The sequence below is a fragment of the Cyanothece sp. BG0011 genome (genome assembly GCF_003013815.1).
GTDB lineage: Bacteria > Cyanobacteriota > Cyanobacteriia > Cyanobacteriales > Microcystaceae > Crocosphaera.
This window is the reverse complement of the sequence record NZ_PRLH01000105.1, coordinates 1-23994: the sequence shown is the minus strand read 5'-3', so window position 1 is coordinate 23994 and position 23994 is coordinate 1. Positions and strand designations below refer to the sequence as shown.

Annotated in this window: 27 protein-coding genes and 2 pseudogenes; 12 read left to right on the top strand and 17 right to left on the bottom strand. The window is 38.0% G+C overall.

From position 1 onward, the window contains the following. Nucleotides 1-7: 7 nt before the first annotated feature. The 3 genes from C4E06_RS14205 to C4E06_RS14195 all read right to left on the bottom strand — a co-directional run bounded on the left by C4E06_RS14205 (nt 8) and on the right by C4E06_RS14195 (nt 1208). Nucleotides 8-214 (bottom strand): hypothetical protein, encoded by a 207-nt coding sequence (locus C4E06_RS14205; protein ID WP_107668669.1) that lies wholly within the window; start codon nt 212-214, stop codon nt 8-10. Further along, nucleotides 211-393 carry a hypothetical protein gene (locus C4E06_RS14200; protein ID WP_107668668.1) on the bottom strand — a complete coding sequence of 61 codons (183 nt, stop codon included), beginning with the start codon at nt 391-393 and terminating at the stop codon, nt 211-213. The genes C4E06_RS14205 and C4E06_RS14200 overlap by 4 nt, the downstream gene beginning before the upstream one ends. Before the next feature lie 188 nt (nt 394-581). Continuing rightward, complete coding sequence (locus tag C4E06_RS14195) at nt 582-1208, bottom strand: hypothetical protein (protein WP_107668667.1); 627 nt, start codon at nt 1206-1208, stop codon at nt 582-584. Between the two features lie 156 nt (nt 1209-1364). On the opposite strand from C4E06_RS14195, the gene thrS reads away from it, so the two are divergent. Then, entirely contained in the window at nt 1365-3191 is a 1827-nt protein-coding gene (gene thrS, locus C4E06_RS14190) for a threonine--tRNA ligase (RefSeq protein WP_107668666.1), read from the top strand. Between the two features lie 25 nt (nt 3192-3216). On the opposite strand, the gene C4E06_RS27945 is transcribed toward thrS, so the two are convergent. The 3 genes from C4E06_RS27945 to C4E06_RS14180 all read right to left on the bottom strand — a co-directional run bounded on the left by C4E06_RS27945 (nt 3217) and on the right by C4E06_RS14180 (nt 4217). Then, nucleotides 3217-3387, bottom strand: a complete 171-nt coding sequence (locus C4E06_RS27945; protein ID WP_198648686.1) for a hypothetical protein — start codon at nt 3385-3387, stop codon at nt 3217-3219. Between the two features lie 4 nt (nt 3388-3391). Beyond that, on the bottom strand, nt 3392-3865 hold the full coding sequence (locus C4E06_RS14185) for a type II toxin-antitoxin system VapC family toxin (protein ID WP_107668665.1): 474 nt from the start codon (nt 3863-3865) through the stop codon (nt 3392-3394). A gap of 70 nt (nt 3866-3935) precedes the next feature. After that, nucleotides 3936-4217 (bottom strand): hypothetical protein, encoded by a 282-nt coding sequence (locus C4E06_RS14180; RefSeq protein WP_107668664.1) that lies wholly within the window; start codon nt 4215-4217, stop codon nt 3936-3938. Nucleotides 4218-4353: 136 nt separating this feature from the next. Here C4E06_RS14180 and C4E06_RS14175 point away from each other — a divergent pair, with 136 nt between their 5' ends. The 5 genes from C4E06_RS14175 (at nt 4354) to C4E06_RS14155 (ending at nt 6835) form a co-directional block, all read left to right on the top strand. Further along, nucleotides 4354-5382: a GUN4 domain-containing protein gene (locus tag C4E06_RS14175; RefSeq protein ID WP_107668663.1), complete on the top strand. Its 1029-nt coding sequence runs from the start codon at nt 4354-4356 to the stop codon at nt 5380-5382. Nucleotides 5383-5531: 149 nt separating this feature from the next. After that, entirely contained in the window at nt 5532-5813 is a 282-nt protein-coding gene (locus C4E06_RS14170; RefSeq protein WP_107668662.1) for a type II toxin-antitoxin system HigB family toxin, read from the top strand. A gap of 87 nt (nt 5814-5900) precedes the next feature. Beyond that, nucleotides 5901-6299 carry a type II toxin-antitoxin system HigA family antitoxin gene (locus C4E06_RS14165; protein WP_107668661.1) on the top strand — a complete coding sequence of 133 codons (399 nt, stop codon included), beginning with the start codon at nt 5901-5903 and terminating at the stop codon, nt 6297-6299. A gap of 81 nt (nt 6300-6380) precedes the next feature. Beyond that, nucleotides 6381-6581 carry a hypothetical protein gene (locus C4E06_RS14160; RefSeq protein ID WP_009547225.1) on the top strand — a complete coding sequence of 67 codons (201 nt, stop codon included), beginning with the start codon at nt 6381-6383 and terminating at the stop codon, nt 6579-6581. Continuing rightward, a complete protein-coding gene (locus C4E06_RS14155; protein WP_107668660.1) occupies nt 6581-6835 on the top strand; it encodes a hypothetical protein in 255 nt (84 codons plus the stop codon). Before C4E06_RS14160 ends, C4E06_RS14155 begins: the two co-directional genes overlap by 1 nt. Before the next feature lie 29 nt (nt 6836-6864). Here C4E06_RS14155 and C4E06_RS14150 read toward each other — a convergent pair whose 3' ends face one another. From C4E06_RS14150 to C4E06_RS14125, 6 genes are all read right to left on the bottom strand, one after another. Further along, nucleotides 6865-7116 carry a CopG family antitoxin gene (locus C4E06_RS14150; protein WP_107668659.1) on the bottom strand — a complete coding sequence of 84 codons (252 nt, stop codon included), beginning with the start codon at nt 7114-7116 and terminating at the stop codon, nt 6865-6867. Nucleotides 7117-7165: 49 nt separating this feature from the next. Continuing rightward, nucleotides 7166-7396, bottom strand: a complete 231-nt coding sequence (locus C4E06_RS14145; RefSeq protein WP_198648684.1) for a BrnT family toxin — start codon at nt 7394-7396, stop codon at nt 7166-7168. A 72-nt stretch (nt 7397-7468) separates the two neighbouring features. Then, nucleotides 7469-7912 (bottom strand): hypothetical protein, encoded by a 444-nt coding sequence (locus C4E06_RS14140; protein ID WP_107668658.1) that lies wholly within the window; start codon nt 7910-7912, stop codon nt 7469-7471. 115 nt (nt 7913-8027) lie between these two features. Next, nucleotides 8028-9830 (bottom strand): group II intron reverse transcriptase/maturase, encoded by a 1803-nt coding sequence (gene ltrA, locus C4E06_RS14135; RefSeq protein ID WP_107668657.1) that lies wholly within the window; start codon nt 9828-9830, stop codon nt 8028-8030. 662 nt (nt 9831-10492) lie between these two features. Then, nucleotides 10493-11944, bottom strand: a complete 1452-nt coding sequence (locus tag C4E06_RS14130) for a diguanylate cyclase domain-containing protein (protein WP_107668656.1) — start codon at nt 11942-11944, stop codon at nt 10493-10495. Between the two features lie 2 nt (nt 11945-11946). Further along, nucleotides 11947-14508, bottom strand: a complete 2562-nt coding sequence (locus tag C4E06_RS14125) for a CHASE domain-containing protein (protein ID WP_107668655.1) — start codon at nt 14506-14508, stop codon at nt 11947-11949. 368 nt (nt 14509-14876) lie between these two features. Between C4E06_RS14125 and psb34 the strand changes: the two genes are divergently transcribed. After that, entirely contained in the window at nt 14877-15065 is a 189-nt protein-coding gene (gene psb34 / locus C4E06_RS14120) for a photosystem II assembly protein Psb34 (RefSeq protein WP_107668654.1), read from the top strand. Nucleotides 15066-15142: 77 nt separating this feature from the next. On the opposite strand, the gene folE is transcribed toward psb34, so the two are convergent. From folE to accA, 3 genes are all read right to left on the bottom strand, one after another. Then, on the bottom strand, nt 15143-15862 hold the full coding sequence (gene folE, locus C4E06_RS14115) for a GTP cyclohydrolase I FolE (protein ID WP_107668653.1): 720 nt from the start codon (nt 15860-15862) through the stop codon (nt 15143-15145). Nucleotides 15863-15889: 27 nt separating this feature from the next. Beyond that, nucleotides 15890-16618 (bottom strand): SDR family oxidoreductase, encoded by a 729-nt coding sequence (locus tag C4E06_RS14110; protein WP_107668652.1) that lies wholly within the window; start codon nt 16616-16618, stop codon nt 15890-15892. 296 nt (nt 16619-16914) lie between these two features. Next, complete coding sequence (gene accA, locus C4E06_RS14105; RefSeq protein ID WP_107668651.1) at nt 16915-17913, bottom strand: acetyl-CoA carboxylase carboxyl transferase subunit alpha; 999 nt, start codon at nt 17911-17913, stop codon at nt 16915-16917. A 231-nt stretch (nt 17914-18144) separates the two neighbouring features. Here accA and pds point away from each other — a divergent pair, with 231 nt between their 5' ends. Together pds and crtB are read left to right on the top strand one after the other, a co-directional pair. Next, the gene (pds, locus tag C4E06_RS14100) at nt 18145-19572 is read left to right on the top strand and encodes a 15-cis-phytoene desaturase (protein WP_107668650.1); all 1428 of its coding nucleotides are present in this window, start codon (nt 18145-18147) and stop codon (nt 19570-19572) included. A gap of 150 nt (nt 19573-19722) precedes the next feature. Continuing rightward, nucleotides 19723-20655 carry a 15-cis-phytoene synthase CrtB gene (gene crtB / locus C4E06_RS14095; protein ID WP_107668649.1) on the top strand — a complete coding sequence of 311 codons (933 nt, stop codon included), beginning with the start codon at nt 19723-19725 and terminating at the stop codon, nt 20653-20655. A gap of 53 nt (nt 20656-20708) precedes the next feature. Here the strand turns inward: crtB and C4E06_RS14090 are convergent, their stop codons facing one another. After that, nucleotides 20709-21164 carry a DUF2141 domain-containing protein gene (locus C4E06_RS14090; RefSeq protein WP_107668648.1) on the bottom strand — a complete coding sequence of 152 codons (456 nt, stop codon included), beginning with the start codon at nt 21162-21164 and terminating at the stop codon, nt 20709-20711. 107 nt (nt 21165-21271) lie between these two features. Next, on the bottom strand, nt 21272-22456 hold the full coding sequence (locus tag C4E06_RS14085; protein WP_107668647.1) for a M20 family metallopeptidase: 1185 nt from the start codon (nt 22454-22456) through the stop codon (nt 21272-21274). A gap of 122 nt (nt 22457-22578) precedes the next feature. On the opposite strand from C4E06_RS14085, the gene C4E06_RS14080 reads away from it, so the two are divergent. The 3 genes and pseudogenes from C4E06_RS14080 to C4E06_RS28785 form a co-directional block, all read left to right on the top strand. Further along, entirely contained in the window at nt 22579-23145 is a 567-nt protein-coding gene (locus C4E06_RS14080) for a DUF721 domain-containing protein (protein WP_107668646.1), read from the top strand. Nucleotides 23146-23497: 352 nt separating this feature from the next. Further along, nucleotides 23498-23754 (top strand): annotated as a pseudogene (locus tag C4E06_RS14075) (hypothetical protein). Between the two features lie 137 nt (nt 23755-23891). Further along, nucleotides 23892-23994: pseudogene (locus tag C4E06_RS28785) on the top strand (S-methyl-5'-thioadenosine phosphorylase); the annotation flags it as partial.

The following is a 23994-nucleotide window of genomic DNA, read 5'->3' as shown; positions in this document are numbered from 1 at the left end:
CAAAAAATTAATCTGCAATTTTTTTAATTTTATCTTTGAAAATAGCTTCTACTTCATCGTAAGACATAGTTAAAGGAGATGGATATTTAGTTGTATTTTTTTTACGACTCATTAACAACTCCAATGCTTGACTAAAGGCATTTTCATCATTTCTATTTTCAGACAAATAACGACGTAATTCAGCATTAGTCATTTCTTCAAGCGGTTTATTCATGACTCAAACTCCCAGGTTCCATTTTCATCAATTAAAATTTCTATTTGTTCATTTATTCCTGCCATAATATAGATATTTTTTAGTCTTTTATCATAGCGAAATAAATGAATTGATTGATAAAGGTTAGAAAGTAACTGACAAACAAAGATCGCAGCATCTTTCTGCTTTTCAGTTGGCAAGATTTAAAACTCCAACAGACGAAATGTTAATTTTCTAGCTCTTGTCTTGTAATTTAACGAGTTCTAGATATTTAATTATAGTATAGTAAACAATCAAGTAAGTAGGGTGCGTTAGGCTAACTAGAGTTTTTCGGGATAAGTTATCATTTTTATGATGCCGTAACGCACCAAAATTGGATCATCTATAATTAAATTTGAGAAAGCTGATTTTCAAGATCAAATTGAATTATTTGTCCATGGCAATCTTGTATGGTTTTTTCTATTTTATCAAGGTCTTTCCAAACTTGATATAAAGATAAAAAATGTGATGATAAATATACTTTATTCACCTTTTGTGCTTCTACCATTTCAACCAAGTCTAAAAAATCTTCGCCCATTAGTAAATCTAAAAGTTCATTTAACTGTAATAAACGGATATTTATAGAATCACTCTGTCTCGAAAAGTTATTTATTGTTTTATTTAAAATTGGTGAATATCTTGGTGAATATATTCCTAGATCGAGTTGAGCTTGAAGAAAAGCGGCTTTATATCGATAATATTTAGTCTGTTCTTCATATTCTTGCTTTTGTTTTTCAGATATTGTGTAATTAATCACTTTTTTAAAAGTAGGAAAAGACGCTAAATCTTTTTTTATTTCTTCCTCTATTGCATCAATTGAGTTTAAAAGAGGAAGCTTTTCATGACTTTTTACTGCTGCTTTTAGTTCTTGTTTTAATTTTTTTAATTCTGCATTTAATTTCTTATATTTTTCTTCTATTTGATGTCTTGTTTGATCAAGTGTGGATTCTGATACTTTTATTTCTTGATTAGACATAAAATTGCTACTCTGTTGATCAATTGATAAATCTAGAGTTCCCTAAACTTCTCTTAAAATCATCACAGTGATTTAAAATCGATTTCCCTAACTTGCTATCTTCTCTATTCCCTCAGACACAATAAACTAGATAAGAGAGTTATTGAATGAATGTGAATGGTTAAACAAGCAGCATCCCCCGAAGTATCAGAACAACAACCCATCAAACTACCGCGCACTAGCGAATCTGATAAACTAAAACGTATCCGTCACACGGCATCCCATGTGATGGCCATGGCCGTGCAGAAATTATTCCCCAAAGCGCAAGTGACTATCGGCCCTTGGACAGAAACCGGTTTTTACTACGACTTCGATGTTCCCGAACCCTTCACGGACAAAGACTTAAAAGCGATTAAAAAAGAGATGATCAAAATCATCAAAAAGAAGCTTCCCCTCGTCCGTGAAGAGGTTTCCGCCGAAGAAGCCAAAAAACGCATTACCGAGCTTCAAGAACCCTATAAACTGGAAATCCTGGAAGGTTTAGAACCCCCCATCACCCTCTATCATTTAGGGGACCAGTGGTGGGATCTTTGCGCCGGTCCCCACGTGGAAACCACGGGAGACTTGCACCCCAAAGCGTTTGACATCGAATCGGTGGCCGGTGCATACTGGCGAGGAGATGAGACGAAAGCGCAACTACAACGCATCTATGGGACCGCGTGGGAAACACCGGAACAGTTGGCTGAGTATAAACGACGCAAGGAAGAGGCGTTAAAGCGCGATCATCGGCGTTTGGGTAAGGAGTTGGGGTTATTTATCTTTTCGGACCCCGTAGGCCCTGGTTTACCCCTGTGGACCCCTAAAGGGACTATTATCCGATCAACCTTAGAAGACTTTTTGAAACAAGAACAACTGAAACGGGGTTATCTTCCGGTGGTGACTCCTCATATTGGCCGGGTGGACTTGTTTAAAATTTCTGGTCACTGGCAAAATTACAAAGAAGATATGTTTCCCATGATGGCCGAAACTGAGGAAGCAAAAACCTCAGAAATGGGGTTTGTTCTGAAACCGATGAATTGTCCCTTTCATATCCAAATTTATAAGAGTGAGTTACGATCTTATCGTGATTTACCCATGAGATTAGCAGAATTTGGAACCGTTTATCGCTATGAACAATCAGGAGAATTAGGAGGTTTAACCCGTGTTCGTGGGTTTACGGTGGATGATTCCCATTTGTTTGTTACGCCGGATCAATTAGATGATGAATTTCTCAATGTTGTAGATTTAATTCTCTCGGTATTTAGAAGTTTACAACTGAAGAATTTTAAAGCAAGATTGAGTTTTCGAGATCCTAATTCTGATAAATATATTGGCTCAAATGAAGCCTGGAATAAGGCAGAAAATGCTATCCGTCGCGCCGTTCAAACCTTGGAAATGGACTATTTTGAAGCAGAAGGAGAAGCGGCCTTTTATGGTCCAAAATTAGACTTTATTTTCCAAGATGCTTTAGAAAGAGAATGGCAACTCGGAACCGTTCAAGTTGACTATAACCTCCCCGAAAGATTCGAGTTAGAATATGTGGGAGAAGAGGGCAACCGTCACCGTCCGGTGATGATTCACCGCGCACCTTTTGGGTCTTTAGAGCGGTTAATTGGCATTTTAATCGAAGAGTATGCCGGTGATTTTCCTCTGTGGTTAGCACCTATTCAAGTACGTCTTTTACCGGTTAGTGATGTGCAGTTAGATTATGTTAAAGATGTCGCTAGTAAAATGCTTTCTTTAGGTATTCGTGCAGAAGCGGATACATCAGGAGAAAGACTCGGTAAAATGATTCGTAACGGGGAGAAACAAAAGATTCCTGTTATGGCTATTGTTGGGGCAAAAGAAGTAGAAGCCAATGCCTTGAGTATTCGTACTCGTGCATCGGGTGAGTTAGGAACGATGGCCGTTGATGAAGTGATAGAAAAGTTAAACGATGCTATCACGAATCATAGCAATTTCTAACGGTTTGTGGTGGGCATTGCCCACCCTACTTTTTAGGATTCATTTTTTGCTTTGGTACAAAACTAACAACTTTTCTACCACTTTCTAATTGTTTTTTTTGCCAATCTTCAAACATAGCATCTAAATCATAGTTAAAAGATTTTGCGTGTTCTTCTCGAAATTGATGAATTTCATCTAAGATTTCATCTTTCCACATTGTTCTAATCTCCTAAAAGTTCGTAGGGAGTGCAAATAACAGGTAATTCATATCCCAAATTAGCACTAATTTGAGCTAACTTTTTTTGAATTTTAGCATTGGCGATATGTTTACAATTCCATGTTAACAAGTAATCTAATCCATGAACAGTTGCAGCAGCAATATGAACTGCATCGTCAGACGCTTTCGGAGGAAGGTTACTTTGTAAAAGAAATTGTTTTGATAAATCTCGTACTGCTTGATTAAGTTCAACTAAGGGGAAACCATCGAGAATTTGTAGTCGTCTCAAAGCAATTTCTGCATCTCCTCTAGCGACTTCATCTAAGACAACCTGTGAAATATAAAGCTCAAAGTCATCATAGCGATTTTGCCACCATTGTCTTGTTATTTCAACATTACCAGCAATAATCAGATTTGTGGTTGATCTGGCTGTTAGATACCCAATAATACTTGTTTCAATATATATAGTTTCAGTCACAGGTATTTCTTAAAGTTGTTAATTGTTACAGTTAAAAAATAATCAGTGTTTAGTCTTTAGCTTTTTTATTTTAAAATCCTGAAGCAATCTGATCTTTTACTTGATTAAAATCACTCCATAATTCATTAAATGATTTAGAAACATTAGATTGAGCGTGTTTTTTTGCTCTTTGTAAAATTGCTTTAGCTTCTTTTCTTTCTTTTTCTTTTAAATTATCAGAATTATCTGAAGATGAGGTAATGGTAATAGATACTTTAGTGTTTCCTTGACATTGACGTAGATAATCTTGAATTTCTGGAGGAATAACTAAAATACCATCTTTAACTTCTACTTCAAATGTTTTATTATTCATGATTTAGTTAAATTTTATAGTAAATACGTTTACTTAATTATAGCAATTTTTGAGCATTGTGTTTGGCATTTTTACCTCTATTTTTTAAAATTTGCTTATAATAAAGATAGACATACATTAAGAAACAAAATGATATATGAACAATAATATGCCACAAATTTTTATCTGCTATGCTCACAAGGATAACGAAGGTTCTGATCCTAGTAAGAAGTGGTTAGATAGACTCTTAGAACACCTTGCACCTCTTGAATTACAAGATAAAGCAGATATTTGGTCAGATCAAAAGATTGAATTAGGGGTGGAATGGCACGACAAAATTCAGACAACACTACAGCAAGTTAAGGTTGCCGTTTTATTAGTCAGTCCGTCATTTTTAGCATCCAAGTATATCCGTAACAATGAATTACCTGTCTTACTGAAAAATGCTAAGGACAAAGGTGTAATAATTCTTCCTGTTTTATTACGTCAGTGTTTATGGAAAGAAACAACTTTCAAATTTCCTGATCCCAAAGAAGGTCCAGAAGAACTATCTCTTTCATCTCTGCAAATGCCAACTTCAGATCCTTTGAATAGTTTAGAAGAATACAAACAAGATGAAGCTCTTTATAAAATTTCTCAAAAAATTCATAAAATAGTTACTACTAATTCTAATATGTCAAATTTTAATTTGAGTTATCCTTCCGAACCGATATCAATTGAACTTAAAAGTGCCAAAGGTATTGACTACACTCAGCTTAACAACCTTCTACAAATACAGAAATGGAAAGAAGCTGACGAAGAAACTGCTTCGATAATGTATCAAATTATTAATTCAGACAGAATAAAGGAGTCAAGCATAGAAAACATTAAAACTTTTCCCTGTGAAGACCTAAAGACCATTAACAAATTGTGGGTTACATACAGTAATGAAAAGTTTGGTTTTAGTGTCCAAGCGAAAATTTATATCGATGATCTCGGTGCAACAAAACAATATGATGAAAAAATTTGGCAGCAATTTGGCGATCGCGTCGGTTGGAGACAAGACGGTTACTGGATCAACGACTTAAACCCAACGGTTGAATCACTTGATACTAAACCTGTAGGGTACTTCCCACATAGTTTTTTCAAAGATGGTGAAGACAGATGCTGGTTAATTTTATTTCGTATGAAAGCTTGTAAGCCTTAAAACACTCTTATCATAAGTTGACTAACTTTATTACTATTAAGGAACAGTAGGGTGGGTCATGCCCACCCTTTTAACTTCTTCGTATAAGGACTTGACAAAAAGTTCTCATTGTGAGAACCTAAAAGAGTAAGTTCTTATAAAAACACCTTATGGAACTAAGACGTAAAGCTCAGTTAAGAAAGGATGCAGGTAAACATGGTGATACAAAAAAAGTGATAGAATCTTGGATAGAAGTTATAGACAATTCAGATTGGAATGATATAACCAAAGTTCGAGAAACTTATCCATCGGCAGATTACGTTAATGGTAAAACTGTATTTAATATTAAAGGCAATTCTTATCGCTTAATTACTATAATTGATTATTCTTTAAAATTAGTTGTTTATGTTACTTTTCTTACCCATGCTGATTATGATAAATACCAATTCTAAATTATCTCCAACTACTCAATAATTTAACCAATGGGGGACTGTTTCCCCCATTATCCTAGCTAAATTGAATGAGGTTAATTCACAACTATGGCTCTAACAATCAACCCAGATACCTATAACCAACTTTTGATTAAATTTCAACCCAAAGTCATTGAAACTGAAGCAGAATATCAAGAGTATGGTGATATTTTAATTGAATTAATGATGAACACTAATAGGAGTGAAGAAGAAACAGCAATTCTTAAGTTAATTTCTGCTTTAATTAAAGAATATGATGAAAAACAAGAGCAACCCGAACCTGCTACTCCTCATGACATCTTAGAACATTTGATGGAGGAACATAACATGAAACAAGTTGATTTAGTGGGTAAAATAGGATCTAAAGGAGTTGTTTCAGAAGTGGTTAATGGAAAACGCTCTATTAGTAAGTCTCAAGCTAAAACTTTAGCCGAAATGTTTCATGTTTCTCCTGCATTATTTATCTAAAAAGTAAAAAACATTTACCGAAACTTAGAAATTATAAGTTATAATCTCTTTTAGTAAAGGAGAGACTTCTAATTGCATATTATGCTAACACTAGATCAAATTGAATCAGCTATTTTACAATTACCATCCCATGAAGTTCAACAGTTACTTGAATGGTTATCTGATCTTGATTATCAAAACTGGGATCAACAATTAGAAGAAGATATTAAACAAGGAAAACTAGATGATTTAGCAGCAGAAGCGATTGCAGAATATGAAGCAGGAGAGTGTAAAGAAATTTAATGCACTATACAACTCGTCGCTTTTGGCAATGTTATTCTGCTTTACCTAAAGAAGTTCAAAAAACTGCTGATCAGTGTTACAATTTGCTGAAAATTGATCCTTCTCATCCTTCACTACATTTAAAAAAAGTAGGTCAATATTGGTCAGTTAGAGCAGGAAAAAATTACAGAGCATTAGGAATTGAAGTAAAAGGAGGAATATCATGGTTTTGGATTGGATCTCATGCAGAATATAATAAGTTAATTGGAATGTAATGACTTAAAACTAAAAACTAAAATCTATTCTATCCCAATTTCAAAGCTTGTTCAATTGCTTCAGTGATGAAAGCTTGCTCATTCATTCCTTTCTGTTTAGAAGCTTCTTTAACAGCGTTTAAAAGTTCAGAAGAGATATCTAATTTAATACTTTCATTCTTGTTGAACTGTTCAAAGGTTACAGGTGAAAAATTATCCGCATTTAAGTAATCAGAAAGGTCTTGATCTAACAAGTTTTCTACATCTTGATCACTGTTCATGTTCGGTAAACGCTTGTTCATATTTATTAACCTCTCGTTGGTGCATATAACGTGCGCTAATGGGTCTAATTCAAGTTTCTCCTTGATAGTTTCTTAAGGTAAAAGCAACAAACATAGGTTTACCATTAGGAGAACGACCAATGGCTAAATATCGATCTTCTGAAGAGGAATGCTTAACGTCAGGATTAACCCGTATCTTTCCTTGAAAAAATTTTTCAATTTCTAATTTTGTTAATCCATGTTTTTGACATTTTTGCTCATTTCCTTGCTCCCAATCAAAACCATTAAATTTGATGCTCATTTTCTGATTATAACCCTCAAAGTTTAGGTGAGCATTGCCCACCTAAAAAATGTTAGTTATTGAGTTATCAATCTAACTATTTTTATCCTTAGAAGGTGCGGTTAAAATTTCCCAAGCAGCTTTGGCCGCTTCATTCAAGCGATCGCCGAAACTACTCACTTCCTTAACCACACTATTCCATTCTTTAACCACACTCTCCCAGTCTTTTTCCACCTCCGTTTGAATGTACTTAACCGCTTCATCAATGCGATGAGGATCAAAGAGTTTTCGTTCTTCGATATCTTGACGAATGCGACGAACTGTGTCTAAATAGTTCTCACGGGCTAATTCTCCCGCCTCTTTCGCTTCGGTTAAGGCTTTACTTCTAATGGCCTCAATCAATGCTGTTGTTTCTTGTTGAATCTCACTAGGGGTTTTAGAAGAGTCTTCGGAAACCACTTCAGGAGTAATCGCTGTATCTTCAGTGTCGGTAGTCGTAATGGCACTTTCTTTAGGGACTTGAGATTCGGTACTCATGTTAAATTTTCCTCCTGGGTAACTCTTTACAAGTAGGGGTCGAGAAAGGAGTCGCCTCCTTCCCCTCCCATTCCAAACCGTACGTGACAATTTCTTGTCATACGGCTTTCGGCAATTAATCCCTTGTCATGGGTACTGTTAATACATCATCTTTCCATTTATAGTCATTTTCAGACCAATCATAGGAATTGTCATTTCTGCTTTTGACATCATGACAGTGACGATGTAGAGCTTGATAGTTTTTATATTCATCCTTACCGCCTTTCGATTTCGGGATGATGTGGTCAACTTCTATCAAGTCATCAGGCGAAAAGTGTTGACCGCATAACGGGCATTTACCTTTTTGTTTCTTTAGGAGTTTTGCAACCCTGTTGGGTGTTTCTGGGTAGTTGCCACGTCTTTGGCTCCAGTATGTCCAGTTTCCATCATAAGGTGAGGCTTCAGGTTTAACCACCGTATGTCTCTTTATTTCCGTATCGGCGTGATAATACAGTTGCATTTCTTTAGTGCGAAATGTCCATATTCCTTTGTTTCCGTATGAGAAATATTTGCGGAGTTTATCAATAGTTTTACCTTTATCGACTCTTGATACTGCCCATGCTCTAAGCATATTCCAAGTTATTGCATCTTCAGATGAGAATGTTTCCTTACTTGCTACGGTTCGGTAGTAGTTGCACCATCCTTTGATTACAGGGTTTAAATTCCTGATTAATGCTTTTTGAGGGGATTTCTTATGGTTTTTTATGACATTTTTAATCGCCTCATGGTGAGCTTTTATGCCCTTTTTACTAGGTTTGATTAGGGTCTTGTATCCAATAAGTTTGGATATGTCTATGCCGTTAATTATCCCTCCTGTTTTACCAGAGTGATGTTTACCAACGGGGTAAGACCGTATATTGAACCCTAGAAAGTCAAACCCAGGTTCAATGATTTTTCCATCGATTTCAATACTCCTAAGAGTATGTCTAATGGAGGTCTTTTCGGGTTTTAGTTCTAGCCCTACTTGTTCTAACCATTGAGATATTAAGGTCTTACATTGTAGAATGATGTCGTAATCCTCATGGAGAATTACGAAGTCATCAGCATATCGAATGATTTTAGGCTTAAAGCCCTGTGAGAGAGAACCGTCTTCTCTTCGTTTATAGCGAGGGAAGCGGTTTTCTACATGGTTAATCATTCCGTGTAGTGCGATATTAGCTAATAGAGGGCTAATCGTACCACCTTGAGGGGTTCCTGAATGGGTTTCCTCAAATACACCGTTATCCATTGCTCCACATTTTAGCCATCTTTTAATTAGATGTTTCATGATGGTGGGACAATCTACTTTGGACAGTAGGTAATCATGGTTAATCTTATCGAAGCATTTTGATATATCGGCATCTAGGAGGTATCTTGCTGTTTTACTAATTGCTAGATATATCCTACCAATGGCATCATGTGCGCTTCTGCCTGGTCTAAAGCCGTATGATGTTCCCTCGAATTGGGCTTCCCAGTACGGTTCTAAGGCTGATTTAACCAAGGCTTGCATCGCTCTATCTTTGATGGTTGGTATCCCTAATGGTCGTTTTTCGTCACGCCCTGGTTTGGGTATCCATATCCTTCTGAGTGCTTTTGCTTTGTAACCTTTAACATTAAGTTCGTAGGCAAGATTTACTCTTTGGTTAGGGCGTAATGCCTTTACCCCATCAATACCTGCTGTCTTCCGTCCTTGGTTGTCTTGGGTCACTTTGCGAACGGCTAAGAGCTTAGCATAATGTGACTTTAACAGGAGTTTTTGAAGTTTTTTGGCTTTGACTTTGTTTCCTGACTTAACAGCTTGAAATATCTTCTTTTGAAGCTTAAACACTTTCCTCTGAACCTTGGCCCAGTTTATAGTATTCCATTCTTGCGTAGGCTTGGTTATCCTCGCTTTCGACATTTCTACCTCTACTTGTTGCTATTTCGTACTAATAAACCAGTTGTACGTCAGCTTATCCATACCTATTATGGGTTGGCATTTGCTTCTTACAACTTCTCACCCCCGTGACCCTTGCGCTTAAGTTTGTCACTTCTCAACTACTCGACCAGTGATGAGAGCAGTCACGGGGTTACTTCGTTCCGTTGATTTGGGTGTATTGGTTTTAGGTCTTTTAAGGGTGTCAATTACTATCTACCCCATCTTTCCCCCAAGCTAATTTTAGCAGTCGGTGTGGATAAGGCATAAAGCTTTCCACTTTTCACTATGTTCATTTTGAACGCAGCTTGTCAAACAGTTAAGCTACTTACTGTTCTTGAGGGTTCAAGGCGATGATTCAACGTGATGTTTAACCTTGACCAATTGACTCGGAAAACGGCTTATCACGCTGTTTCGTGACGGGTTTCCCTTTTAACCCTGCTTCCATCCTGGGTTTACTAAGTCCAAAACGGAGGGTTATGTCGTCATTCTCAGGATTTAACTCCCTTGACTCCGAATGTGGTTCCTTTAGCCAACAAACCAACAGTTATTCAGATTTCTAGGTTCTGAACGAGCTAGAAAATTTGTATTGGTACAAATTTTCTAGCTCAACGAATCGCACTTACACTTACATTGTTACACAGGGATCAAGATGTCTGTTTGTCAACCCCTATCAGGCGATCGCGTCCTTGTTTTTTAGCCTTAAATAACACCTCATCCACCTCATCCACAAAATAGTTGGCCTTTGTCTGGGCAGAAGGATTAATCGTTCCCACCCCTAAACTCATGGTGACATAGGGTTTAACCTCGGACGCTTCATGGGGTAGTTTTAAGCTGCGAAGGGACTCTAAAATTCTCTGAGCCACTTGTTTTGCCCCTTCATAGGGCGTATCTGGTAGGATGACGGCAAATTCTTCTCCCCCATAACGGGCAACTAAATCAGCCGGTCTTAAGGTCGCTTTAGCGATGGTTGCTGCTACTTTCTTTAAACAATCATCACCCCTTAAATGTCCATATTTATCATTATAGCGTTTAAAGTAATCAATATCTCCTAATATTAAAGATAAGGGTTTTTTGTCTCGCGTCAACCGTTTCCATTCTTGTTCTAATGTCTCATCAAAACAACGACGGTTTGCGACTTCTGTCAACCCGTCTAGATTAGCTAAACGATATAATTTTTGATTAAGTTCATGTAACTCTCGATTCATTTTTTGTAAAGAAGCTTTGTATCTCTGTTGCTCTTTATTGGCTCTTTTTTTATCAGTGACATCCGTTTGCACGCCCATATAATAAATGATTTTATCTGCTTCATCTTTAATGGGAGATAATGACATTTCGTTCCAAAATAATGAACCATCTTTACGATAGTTTCTCAAGGTAATATGACAACTTTCTCCGTGGTGAAGACAATGACGTATTTGCTCAAGTTGAGGTTGTTGGCCATCCCTTCCTTGTAAAAAACGACAATTTTTTCCTTTCACTTCTTCAAAAGAATAACCTGTCATGGTTTCAAACCCTGGATTAACATAAATAATCGGATAATCAGGGGCAGTTGCATCTGTGATAATTATACTATTATTGGTGGCGGCGATCGCTTGATACAATAAATGAGATTCCAGGGGAATTTTTTGATTAAATTTTTGAGAAACTTCTAATAATTTTAGTTTTTGTTCTAGACTATTGTGCTTTTCTTGTAACTGTTTTATTTTTAAACTAAGGCTAACTTGATTCTTGATGATCCCTAATAAATCTTCTTGACGATAAGGTTTAATCAGATAATCAATTGCTCCTACTTCTAAAGCTTTTACTTTTCCTCCAATTTCATCAAAATTACTCAAAAATATCACAGGAATATTAGCCATTTTTTCGTTTTCTTTGATTTTTCTACAGAGATCATAACTATTGACTTTATCTAAATTAGTTGCTAATAAAATTAAATCGGGAATGTCTGTTTCCACTGCCATTAAAGCCATTTCTCCATCGATGGCTTGTCTAACTTGATAGTTTTGTTGTTCAAGAATTTTAGACAATAATTTTAAACTGTCCACTTGATGATCAGCAATGAGAATATCAGCTTTATTGTTTGTTTTTATATTCATAATTAATTGATTAATGGTTGAATAACATCTCTAATTTTTCGGTAATTAAAATTATTAACTAATTCCATCATACTGATGATGACTGAAGAATGGTTATCAGGAATTTGTTGAATGAGTTCTTGTAAAATACAGTAATTTCCCGAACTAGCAGCCCAATAAACTTGCTCAAGCCATTGTGAAGACATCATTTCTAAATCGGAAGAATTTAAGTTATTTGCCAATTTTCCTATATTAATTAGTTCAATATCCTCATTTTCGTAACGGTAATTAACGCCTAAATAGTAGTTGATTTTTTCTAAAATTAGTTGAATTTCAAATGGTTTATAAAGACATTCTTCGCAACATTCTTGTAATTTATCGACTTGATTATTTTCTAATTTTCCTGATGCTAATCCAATGACAATAATGTGTTCTAAGGATTGAAAATTTTTAATGTTTTTCAAGTCAATATTGTCATCTGATAAAAGAATTTTTGTATCTATAAAAATTAAGTGAGGATACCAAGTTTGCGCTATATTAAAACCCTCTTTTGGGTGACTTGCTTCTTTAATTTTAAAACCAAGCGGTTCTAAAAAATTTATTAATAATTCTCGACTTTCAACCTGATCATCAATAATTAAAATACGATAATCAGGTTCATTATTGGCAATACTTATTATCTTTTGGTTTTTAGAAGTTCGATTAATTTCTTCTGGTTTTGGGATAGTGACTGGTACATGAAATTGAACAATTGTTCCTCGACCTAATTGACTTTTTAAATAAATTTGTCCCCTCATTAAATTAACTAATTTATGGGTAATAGATAATCCTAAACCAACTCCTTTATTTTCTTTTGATCTAAAAAAAGGAGCAAAAACTTTTTCTTGAATCTCTATAGGAATCCCATTTCCATGATCTTCTATTTCAATCCAAAGATTTTTATGAGAAGTATTATTAATTGTATCCTCATTATCATCTAAAAGCCAAAGCTGATTGTCACAAAATAATCTAATGGTAATAACACCTTGATGACTAAATTTAATAGCATTATCCAACAGATTAATTAAAATTTTTGTCAATTTACTTTCATCTATTTTTATATATTGAGAAACTTCTGAATCAATACAATAATTTAATTTTAATTTTTTAACCTCAGCTTTCTGATAAAATTGCTTTAAAACAGCAGTCACTAAATTTTCTAAATTTACCACATCCCATTGAATAGATATTTTTCCTGATGTTAACTTAGAAAACTCCAATATTTGATTAAATAATTTTAATAAGTGTTGACTATTTTGCTGTATAATATAAAAGCTTTCCTCTTCTTCTTTAGTTAAATGATTATTGTGACTTAATAAATCTAAAAAACCTAAAATATTATTCAAAGGGACTCGTAACTCATGGTTTATTTTATCTAGGATTTGATTTTTCTCTTCGTTTGCTTTTTCTAATTCTTTTGTTCTTTTTTTAACGGTATTTTCTAGCTCTTCAGTGGTTTTTATTAAAGCATTTGTTCTTTCTGTAACGAGTCTTTTTATATGCTTTTTTTCGGACAAAATTTTCCATAAATAAGTTGTTATTAATGTGGTTAGTCCTATTCCTAACAGAAAAACCAAAGCAGATTTAACCAAAATAGCTGTTTGATTAATTTCAGGAACTATGGTTATCAACCATTGTCTATCTGCTATGGTTAATTTTCTTTGACAGGGTAGTATTTTTTGACAACTGGATGGTATTTTAAAAGGAATTTCTTTTGTCGTCTTTATTTTTTTTTCCTGATTATCAAAACTAATAAAAATACTATTTTCTTGTAAAGTTTGTGTATTGGTAATAAAAAAACTATGGTTGAGAGAAGATGAATGATGTAACATCACTTTAATTAAATCTTCTATTCGATAAACTGTATAAACAATTCCCTTAAATTCTTGACGGCGTTTTTCAACTGTTTTCGGATAACTTTCTCGACGATAAACAGGATAATATAACATAAATCCTTGTCCACCATTAATCAACTTAACTGGTTGACTCGCAGCAATTTCTCCTGTGTCTCTTGCTTTTTCTAAAGGATTATTTAAAACTTCATGGGAACTTAATTCTAAACCAATCACCGAGCGATAAATTTCCTTGGGTTCACCATAGGTTACGGGAAAATATTCAGTCTTATTGTTTAAATTTTCTTCATTGTTTGTCCAAATTTTAAAATTAGTAAAGCCATAATTTTTCATTTTCTGCTCATAAACAAAGCGTTCTTCTTGAGAAACTTTTGGAACCCAAGCCATCCCGAAAATTGCTGATTTTTCATCTAAAAAATGCTGAGTAAACAGTTGAAAATCTTGACGGGTTACTTGATCTGAAGCTTCGTAAAATGCTCCTAATGCGTCTGTAATATTGGTATATTCTTGAATATGTTGTTGTAAATGTTCAGCCAAATGATCTCCCTGTTTTTCAAAATTTATTTTAACTCTGTACATTTGTGAAGACCAATGGATCAAAGTAACCACAATAGAAAGTCCTCCCCCTACAAAAACACTCATCATTAGAGGAAGATAAAAAGATAGATAACGAGAAGAAAACGGAAATTTCATCAGGAGAAACTACCCATCTAAAAAGCAAAGGCGATACAACAACCCTAATGTAATAACTTTAATTTTATTGTTAAAAATCAGTAATAATGGGGGCTACTATATAGGCTAACTGATAAAGATGATGAGAGTTTCAGTAACCCTACGGATTTCTATTCATCTTTACTTACATAATCCTAGCTAATTCTACTGATTAACATAGTCAACAGACTTATCTCTTTAACTCAAATTCAACAACCTAAATAACCGAAAAGATACTTATCCTATCCCTTTACTCGTAGTTCATTAGTCTTCCCCTTGTTTGTAAAGTTTTTTTATACTATATTGAGGATGGCAAGTTAAATTAAAAAAAGTACATAAGAGGATTTTTTATGCCCTATACCACAGAAGAAGGCGGACGCTTAAACAACTTTGCAGTAGAGCCGAAAATTTATGAAGCCAAGCCTCCGAGCCCCTCTCAACAACGTAACTACATTATCATGGGAGTAGCGGCCGTATTATTAATCGGTGGCTTACTGACGGTTGCTGTTTATGCTTCGTCTAATGCTGGTGTTAGCTAAATAACCTAACAAAATTAATATATAAACTTAAAAACCCCGTCCTTAAGGGCGGGGTTTAAAGTCAAAATTAAGTTAACTTAGAAGAATTTGGGTTGATGACGAATTAAATTGAGGAACTCTTCACGAGTCTTTTGTTCTTCATCAAATTCACCCAGCATAGCACTGGTAACTGTCCATGAGCCTGGCTTTTGAACCCCACGCATTACCATACACATATGACTGGCTTCCATGACTACGGCAACACCGCGAGGTTCTAAAATTTCTTGGATGGCTTCAGCGATCTGACGGGTGAGACGTTCTTGTACCTGTAAACGACGAGAATACATCTCAACGATGCGAGCCAACTTACTCAAACCCACCACTTTTTGGTTGGGAATATAAGCCACATGAGCCTGTCCCATAAAGGGTAACATATGATGTTCGCAGAGACTAAAGAAGTTAATATCTCGAACTAAGACCATTTCGTTATGGCCTTCATCAAAAATGGCTCCATTAACTAACTCTTCTAAGGACTGATTATAGCCTTGAGTTAGGAATTTCATGGCCTCTGCAACCCGTTTCGGGGTTTTGAGTAACCCTTCACGCTCAGGATCTTCTCCCACTGCTTCTAACATGGTATAGACCGCTTCTTTCATTTTCTCGGTACTTTCATCAGAAGTGGGCTGAATTTTCGCCTGTTGTCCATTATGGGTGTTGCGATCAGGTCGACTGGATACCCGTTCGATGAGATCGGGGTTCAGCACCTTAGAACCATTAGACTGGCGAAAGTTGGAGCCGTTGGAGGAAGCTATTGTCATAGTAATAAAAAAACGCTGATCTTGGGATTAAAGGGTTCCAGCACTAGGTAAAATGGTCAAATCTTCAATGACGGCTTCGGCTGGTAATAAGGCCGCTTGAAGAATGGTTTGTGCCACCACATCGGGAGTTAGCATGGCATTACGATCAAAGTCAGCTTGTACGGTGTCTGTGTCCCAAATGGAGGTATTAACTGGACCCGGAGAAATGGTCACCACACGAATGCCATGACGACGCTCTTCGGCCGCTAATACCTTAGAAAAAGACACTAAGGCTGCTTTGCTCACAGAATAAGCTCCCCACTCTGGAAATACTTGAGTGGCTGCAACGGAAGCAACATTAATGATGGTTCCTTTTTTCCGCTCTCGCATCTGGGGTAAAACCCCTTGTACACATTGAAAAACGCTGGTTAAGTTCAAATTGATAACCTGTTGCCAGTCTGCTAAGGGGGTTTCTCCTAACAAATTGGTGTAGCCCATTCCTGCGTTATTGACTATAATGTCGATGTTGCCAAAATCTTTAACAATATCCTGAATCTTTGCTGGGATTTTGGTTAACTCTGTTAAGTCCATAACATAGGGTTTGGCCTTTACTCCTTCTTGGGTACAAGCTTGGGCTACGGTTTCTAAAGATTCTAGAGAACGACTCACCAAAGCGACATTAACTCCCGCTTGAGCAAAAGCTAAACTGACCGCTTTGCCAATACCACTGCTTGCTCCAGTAATGATGGCGTTTAATTGACTTGAAGAAGAATCCATGATATAGTTTATTCTCTATACTCAAATCTCAACACTCTGGAGAGCGTCTTAGATGGTTTGCAAGGGCTTGCTTCAAAGTTCTAGAAACCAACACAATGAAATTATCTCATAGTGAGGGCAGAAAATCTCTGCGCTTCAGGTGAAGGTGTTTCCCTTGGGCAAAGCCTGAGTAACATCTACAATAGTTTTAAGGTTTTGTTACAAAAGTTTACCTAGTCAATTATAACATCTTCTGGTCAATTCCCAACGAGGGATCTTAAAAATCAATGATTTGGGTGATGATCCCCGATGAGGGACTATGAATGAATGGGAACATGAGCGCTGGCATCGAGAAAAACGCCAATTTTGCGAAATTTTTCATAACGTAACTCTTTGCGTTCTTCTGGGGTTAAATTGGATAACGCTTCTAAATTATCCACTAAGGTGTCTTTCAAGATGGCGGCGGCTTCTAAGGGGTTAACATGGGCCGCCCCTGAAGGTTCTGGAACAATGGTATCAATAATTCCCAATTCTTTAAGATCCTTAGAGGTAATTTTCAAGGCTACGGCTGCTTGAGGGGATTTTTTAGCATCTTTCCAAAGAATGGCCGCACAAGCTTCGGGAGTCGCCACGGTATAAACTGCGTGTTCGAGCATGAGGAGTTTATCCCCTACGCCGATCCCTAAGGCTCCTCCTGATCCCCCTTCTCCGATCACGGTGCAAATAATAGGGACATCAAAACTAAACATTTGACGAAGGTTAAAGGCGATCGCTTCTCCTTGACCGAGTTTTTCAGCTTCTACCCCAGCCCAAGCCCCAGGGGTATCAATAAAGGTCAAAATGGGCATAGAAAACTGGTTAGCGTGTTCCATTAAGCGGATAGCCTTACGGTATCCACCGGGGGCTGGCATTCCAAAGTTCCTGGCCACATTATCCTTAGTATCCCGTCCTTTTTGATGGCCGAGAATGACCACTGGGCGGCCTCCTAAGCGAGCGATGCCTCCCACTAAGGCAGGATCATCGTAGCCCCCGCGATCGCCGTGTAACTCAAACCATTCATCGGCAATAGATTGAATATAATCTAAGGTACTAGGGCGACGAGGATGACGAGCCAACTGCAGACGTTGAGACGGGGTGAGACTACTAAATATTTCTTCTCTGAGATTTTGCGCTCGACTTTCTAATTGAGCAATTTGTTCAGAAACATCGACATTATTTTCTTCAGCGAGTTGCCTAATTTGTTCAATACGAGCCTCTAATTCCCATAATGGTTTCTCAAAGTCTAATAAAAAGGTTCGGCGTTCGTTTTTGCTCATTGAGTCCTATTTTAAGATGGTAATGATCTTTATCTTCGAGGCAATCAATTAAGAATAGGAGATTCCATGACAATTTTATCAGATGGGAGGCCGATCTTGATCATCGTTACAGAAGATCCCCTCACCCCTTAACTTTTTCTGTCTATGGAGAAAATTTTCCCATCTCAACAAAATGTAACGAAATGCAAAGTATAATGAGTAAAACATAAACCCTTATAGAGAAGAAAATAGATGCGAGTTGCGATCGCCGGAGCCGGTTTAGCTGGCCTTTCATGTGCCAAATATCTTGTGGATGCAGGACACACCCCCATTGTTTTAGAAAGAAGAGACGTTTTAGGTGGCAAGGTGGCCGCCTGGAAAGACGAAGACGGAGACTGGTATGAAACCGGACTTCATATCTTCTTTGGGGCCTATCCCAATATGTTGCAATTATTCAAAGAACTAGGAATTGAAGATCGCTTACAGTGGAAAGAACATACCATGATCTTCAACCAACCGGAAACCCCCGGAACTTACTCAAGATTTGATTTTCCTAATCTACCAGCACCGGTCAACGGGATTATTGCCATTTTACGCAATAACGATATGTTGACCTGGGAAGAAAAAATAAAGTTCGGTTTAGGTCTACTCCCTGCCATTGTAAGGGGACAAAGCTACGTCGAAGAAATGGATCAGTATTCTTGGTCAGAGTGGCTCAAAAAACAGAATATTCCCCCTAGAGTGGAAAAAGAAGTCTTTATTGCCATGTCTAAGGCGTTAAACTTCATTAACCCCAATGAAATTTCAGCCACCATTTTATTAACCGCGTTAAATCGCTTTTTACAAGAGAAAAATGGCTCAAAAATGGCCTTTCTCGATGGTTCCCCCACCGAAAGACTCTGTGAACCCTTAGTTGATTACATTACTGAAAGAGGGGGAGAAGTTAGATTAAATTCGGGTTTAAAAGAAATATTACTCAATGACGATCAGACAGTGAAAGGCTATGTGATCAGGGGACTCAATGGGGAACCTGACCAACGGTTAGAAGCGGACTTATATGTGTCGGCCATGCCCGTTGATCCTTTAAAGGTTATTTTACCCAAACCCTGGCGACAACTGGACGAATTTAAGAAATTAGAAGGCTTAGAAGGGGTTCCCGTTATTAACCTTCATCTCTGGTTTGATCGGAAACTCACCGATATTGATCACCTGCTATTTTCCCGTTCCGACTTACTCAGTGTTTATGCGGACATGAGTAACACTTGTAAAGAATACGCTGACCCCGATCGCTCGATGTTGGAGTTAGTCTTAGCCCCGGCACAGGATTGGATCACCGCCTCCGATGAAGCCATTATTGACGTAACCATGGCCGAAATTGAAAAACTCTTCCCCCAACACTTTACCGGGGAAAACCCGGCAAAACTGCTCAAATATCATGTGGTCAAAACACCTCGTTCTGTGTATAAAGCCATCCCCGGCAGACAAGCTTATCGTCCCTCCCAAAAGACTCCCATTGCTAACTTCTATTTAGCAGGGGACTTTACCATGCAAAAATATCTAGGCAGCATGGAAGGGGCTGTTTTATCTGGAAAATTAGCAGCGCAAACCCTAGCGCAAGATTACCCGGCTAAGATGAACCCATCAAGCTCTCAAGCCCCTAAAGAAGCCTCTTTAGTTTAGTCTGAGCGGTTTGACTGTTAGGGAAGTGGCCGAGAATTTTGCCCGAAATAATGACGAAAGAGTCAATGAATGGGACAATGCTAAGAGTCTAACGGTCACAAAACTCCATTACCTCTTTATTACTATAGAAAATCATTCTGCTTGTGCTGAATGCTACAATTGCCTAAACGTCCCCAACCCCCAAAAATGCTGGTCTCCGTAGAAGAGTCCTACGAACGCTGTCGTCAAATCACCCAGAAATACTCAAAAACCTTTTATCTGGGAACCCTATTAATGCCGTCGGAAAAACGACGGGCGATCTGGGCTATCTATGTTTGGTGTCGCCGTACCGATGAATTAGTCGACGGTCCTCAAGCCAAATATACCACCCCAGAAACCCTACAACAGTGGCAAGACCATCTTCAATGCTTGTTTAAGGGTCATCCCCTCGACGATGAAGACGTTGCCCTTGTCGATACCTTACAACGGTTTCCTGTAGAAATTAAACCCTTTGAGGACATGATTGCAGGACAACATATGGACTTGTATCGTAACCGTTACAAGACCTTTGATGAGCTAAAGCTGTACTGTTACCGCGTCGCTGGAACCGTTGGCTTAATGTCGAACGCCGTCTTAGGAGTGGAAAAACAGCCTTCTATTGGCCCTTGGAATAAAGAACTCGAGGACTATATCCCCAAAGAAGAAGCGATCGCTTTAGGGATAGCCAATCAGTTAACCAATATCTTAAGGGATGTGGGAGAAGATGCCCAACGGGGACGTATTTATTTACCTTTAGAAGATTTAGATCGCTTTAACTATACAGAAACAGACTTATTGAAAGGGGTCGTTGACGATCGCTGGCGTGAGTTAATGGCTTTTCAAATTCAACGGGCCAGGCAGTATTATAAAGATGCAGAACGGGGCATTCGGATTCTCTCTCGGGACTCTCGTTGGCCGGTTTGGGCAGCTTTGATGTTGTATCAAGGGATTCTTGATGTCATCGAAGCCAATGATTATGATGTGTTCAATCAACGAGCGTTTGTGCGCACTCCCAAGAAAATGGTCTATTTACCGATTGCTTGGCTGAGAGCGCAGGCCCTTTAAAGTCGTGATCAGTGACCAGTGAGCGATAACTGCTCACTGGTCACTAATAATTGTTAAAAGGATTGTAATTTAATAGAAATAACTTGGTTTTTACCGGTAATTAAAATAGCAGAATCAGAAAATTTAGGAGGGCCGGTGCGTACAATGGGATTACTAGAAAACCCAAATTTTTCGGTGGGAACTCCTAGAAAGTTACGGTTTAATTCTCCATCAGAATTATTGTCCCAAAACACGGCCACCGCATAGGTGTTGGGCGGTAAATCGTTAAAGGTTATTTTAGGGGGAGTTTCTGTAATTTTGACACATCGTTTATCCACAGCATCATTGCCACTGTCAGGAAAACCACGACTACTTTTAAAAAGACTAAAACAAATTTGTCCTCGGCGATCGCTCACCCCGTCGATTTCTACAGTAAGATTACTGTTAAATTTCCCATAAACAGGAGCAGAAACGCTCAAAACTCCCAAAAATGGCAATAAAAAAGAACTAATTATGGATCTAGAAGTCATGGTTCTGTCAATCCTGAAGAAAATGTTAAGACCTAGGGCTTATTATACCTTCAAGATTGTCTGATGCACAATGGTTTTAACAACAGTAGCTATTACCTAAAAAGGGATTATTTTTGCTTCATTTCCCAATATTTACAAGCGGTATAAGCTAAGGTAACGACTCCTGTAATAATGGCAGATTCATCTATTTCAAATAAGGGATGATGTAGGGGATAATTAAGTTGATCCGGTTGTCCAACCCCTAAGCGAAACATGGTTCCTGGAGCGTGTTGTAAATATAAAGAGAAATCTTCTGCTCCTAAAGAAGGTTCGGGAAGCATTTCCACGAGATCGTTACCCCATGCTTCTCGACAAGCACTTTCTAGTATTTGAGTTAGATTGAGATCATTTTGAACCGAAGGAACCCCCCGACGATAATTCATTTCATACTTGGCATTGTAAGTCTGACAAACATTGGCAACAATTCCTTCTATCCAGTCGGGTAAATTAGCATGGGTGTCCGGATGAAGCGATCGCACGGTTCCGGCCATTCTGACATGATCAGCAATGACGTTAGGCGCCCGTCCTCCTGTAATTTGTCCGATGCTCAAAACCAGGGGTCGCAAAGGGTTCTGAGTACGACTGATCGCCTGTTGTAGGGTGGTAATCACCTGAGAAGCAATCCAAATGGCATCCACTGCCTCATGAGGGCGCGCCCCGTGGCCTGATTCTCCTCGAATAAAGATTTCAATATCATCGGCCGCTGCGGTTAAGGCCCCGTAGCGAATGCCCACAGAACGGGCTGGAAGAGACGGAAACACATGAACCCCAAAAATGCTATCCACATCTCGCATGACCCCGTCTTGCACCATCCAGCTTGCTCCCTGGGCGATTTCTTCGGCGGGTTGGAAGATAAAGCGAATATTACCCGGTAAGTGGTCTCGTAACTGGGATAAAATCATCGCCGTTCCCAGTCCTAGGGTTGTATGAACATCATGACCACAGGCGTGCATGACCCCAGGTTTACAAGAAGCAAAGTCAAGTTCTGTCCGTTCTTCAATGGGTAGGGCATCCATATCGGTACGAATAGCCAAAATTCCCTGATGATTACCATTTCCCTCTAAATTTCCCACAACCCCTGTTTTTCCTACGGCTTCTTGGACATGAAGGCCACAGGAGGAAAGCACTCCGGCTACATAGGCTGCGGTTTGATATTCTTGTCCACTTAATTCGGGGTGGGCGTGTAAATGGCGACGTATTTCAATCAGTCTAGGGGCTAAGTCTTCAGCAAGGGTTTTAATTTGAGAGAGCATAGAAAATTATTAGGATTTGGCCTTAATGCCATGTTAATACAATTGTTAGTTAGTGAGGCGAAGGCAATCATGTACTATCGCTATATAACTGATTATCGTTCACTAATTACTCCTAACTTGCTATGAGTCTCACCTCGATCGATCATCTCCTTGAAGTGATAGCTAAACAGCCGAAATGGAACGAATATCGTCGCTATATTGAAATCTGTGACATTTGGTCAACTATCGTCTCACAAGAAACAGCTTCCCAGAGTCAACCCCTCTATGTTCAAAGGGATATGCTTTGGATAGCGGTTTCTAGTTCCGGTTGGGCCCAGCAATTATCGTTTCAAAGTTATTCTCTGCTGAAACAACTAAATCATCACTTGTCCGGTTCTCCCTTGCACAAGCTTCGTTTTTCTCCGGCTCAATGGCATTCTCATCCAGGCCACCAACCATTATCATCTGCTGACAAAGGGAGAAGTTTCTTTGCTTATACTGATACGGTCAAACCTTCCCCTAAAACCCCTCAAACCCCAGAAGAAGCCTTTCAACGATGGACTGATGCGATCGCTCACCATCTCAATGACCTTCCTTTATGTCCTCACTGTCACTGTCCGACTCCTTCAGTTGAACTAGAAAGGTGGTCTCAATGTTATCTTTGCATAACGCAACATTGGCAAACAAAATCTTTGTCGAACTTAGAGTAATGATTCAGTTAGTAAAGGGATAGACGACAGTTTGTCTCCGTATAATCTCTGATTATTAGTTAAGTTTTCCTTCGATAGTTTCGTTTTTATTCTTGATCCCCAGTATTTTCTTTGTCAGTTCACTCAATTTTCAAAAATTAATTTAATGAAGTTTCTTTGATTTTTAGGAGATTTCGTGGACTTTTGTAAAACAAATATTAAAAAAAACCTAAAGAAGCGGGGATCAAAGAAAACAGTGAAATCTAGACAGAGGCATCAGTCAGCAGATTCTCTCATCCTTTAGTCGTATTAGATAATAAAACCTGGAAGGAAAAACTCAAATATTCCATACACACCTTGCCCAAAAACTCCCATGAAAACCTCTAATTTTTTGACTTCATCTTGTCGCTTTTGTCGTTACTATCAGACAGAAGGCCGTCGGGGAGGAATGTGCCAACAATTGGGTGTTCCAGTCCGTGCAGAATGGAAAGCCTGTAGTTTAGCAGCAGCACCTTTTACCCCGACTTGGGAAAGTTTAGAAAAGTGGTTAAGTTAGAAAGTTCCCTCGTTTTAGAATGTTCTGCTAAGGTAGAACCAGCCGAAGAATTTAGTTCTTCGATAGGTCATTAATCTCAATTAAATTATCAATTAATATAACGTATAAAAAAAATCTCGATTTCTTTTCATTAGTGTACGAAGGATAACATCTTTGTTAACAAAAGATGTTATTTTTATAAGAGCATATTTATCATGAGAATTCTGTATTAATGGTCACTCAAGCAAAAATCGGTATTCTGGGTGGTAGCGGTTTATATAACATGGACGCGCTTCAGAATGTACAAGAAATTGAGTTAGAGACTCCTTTTGTAA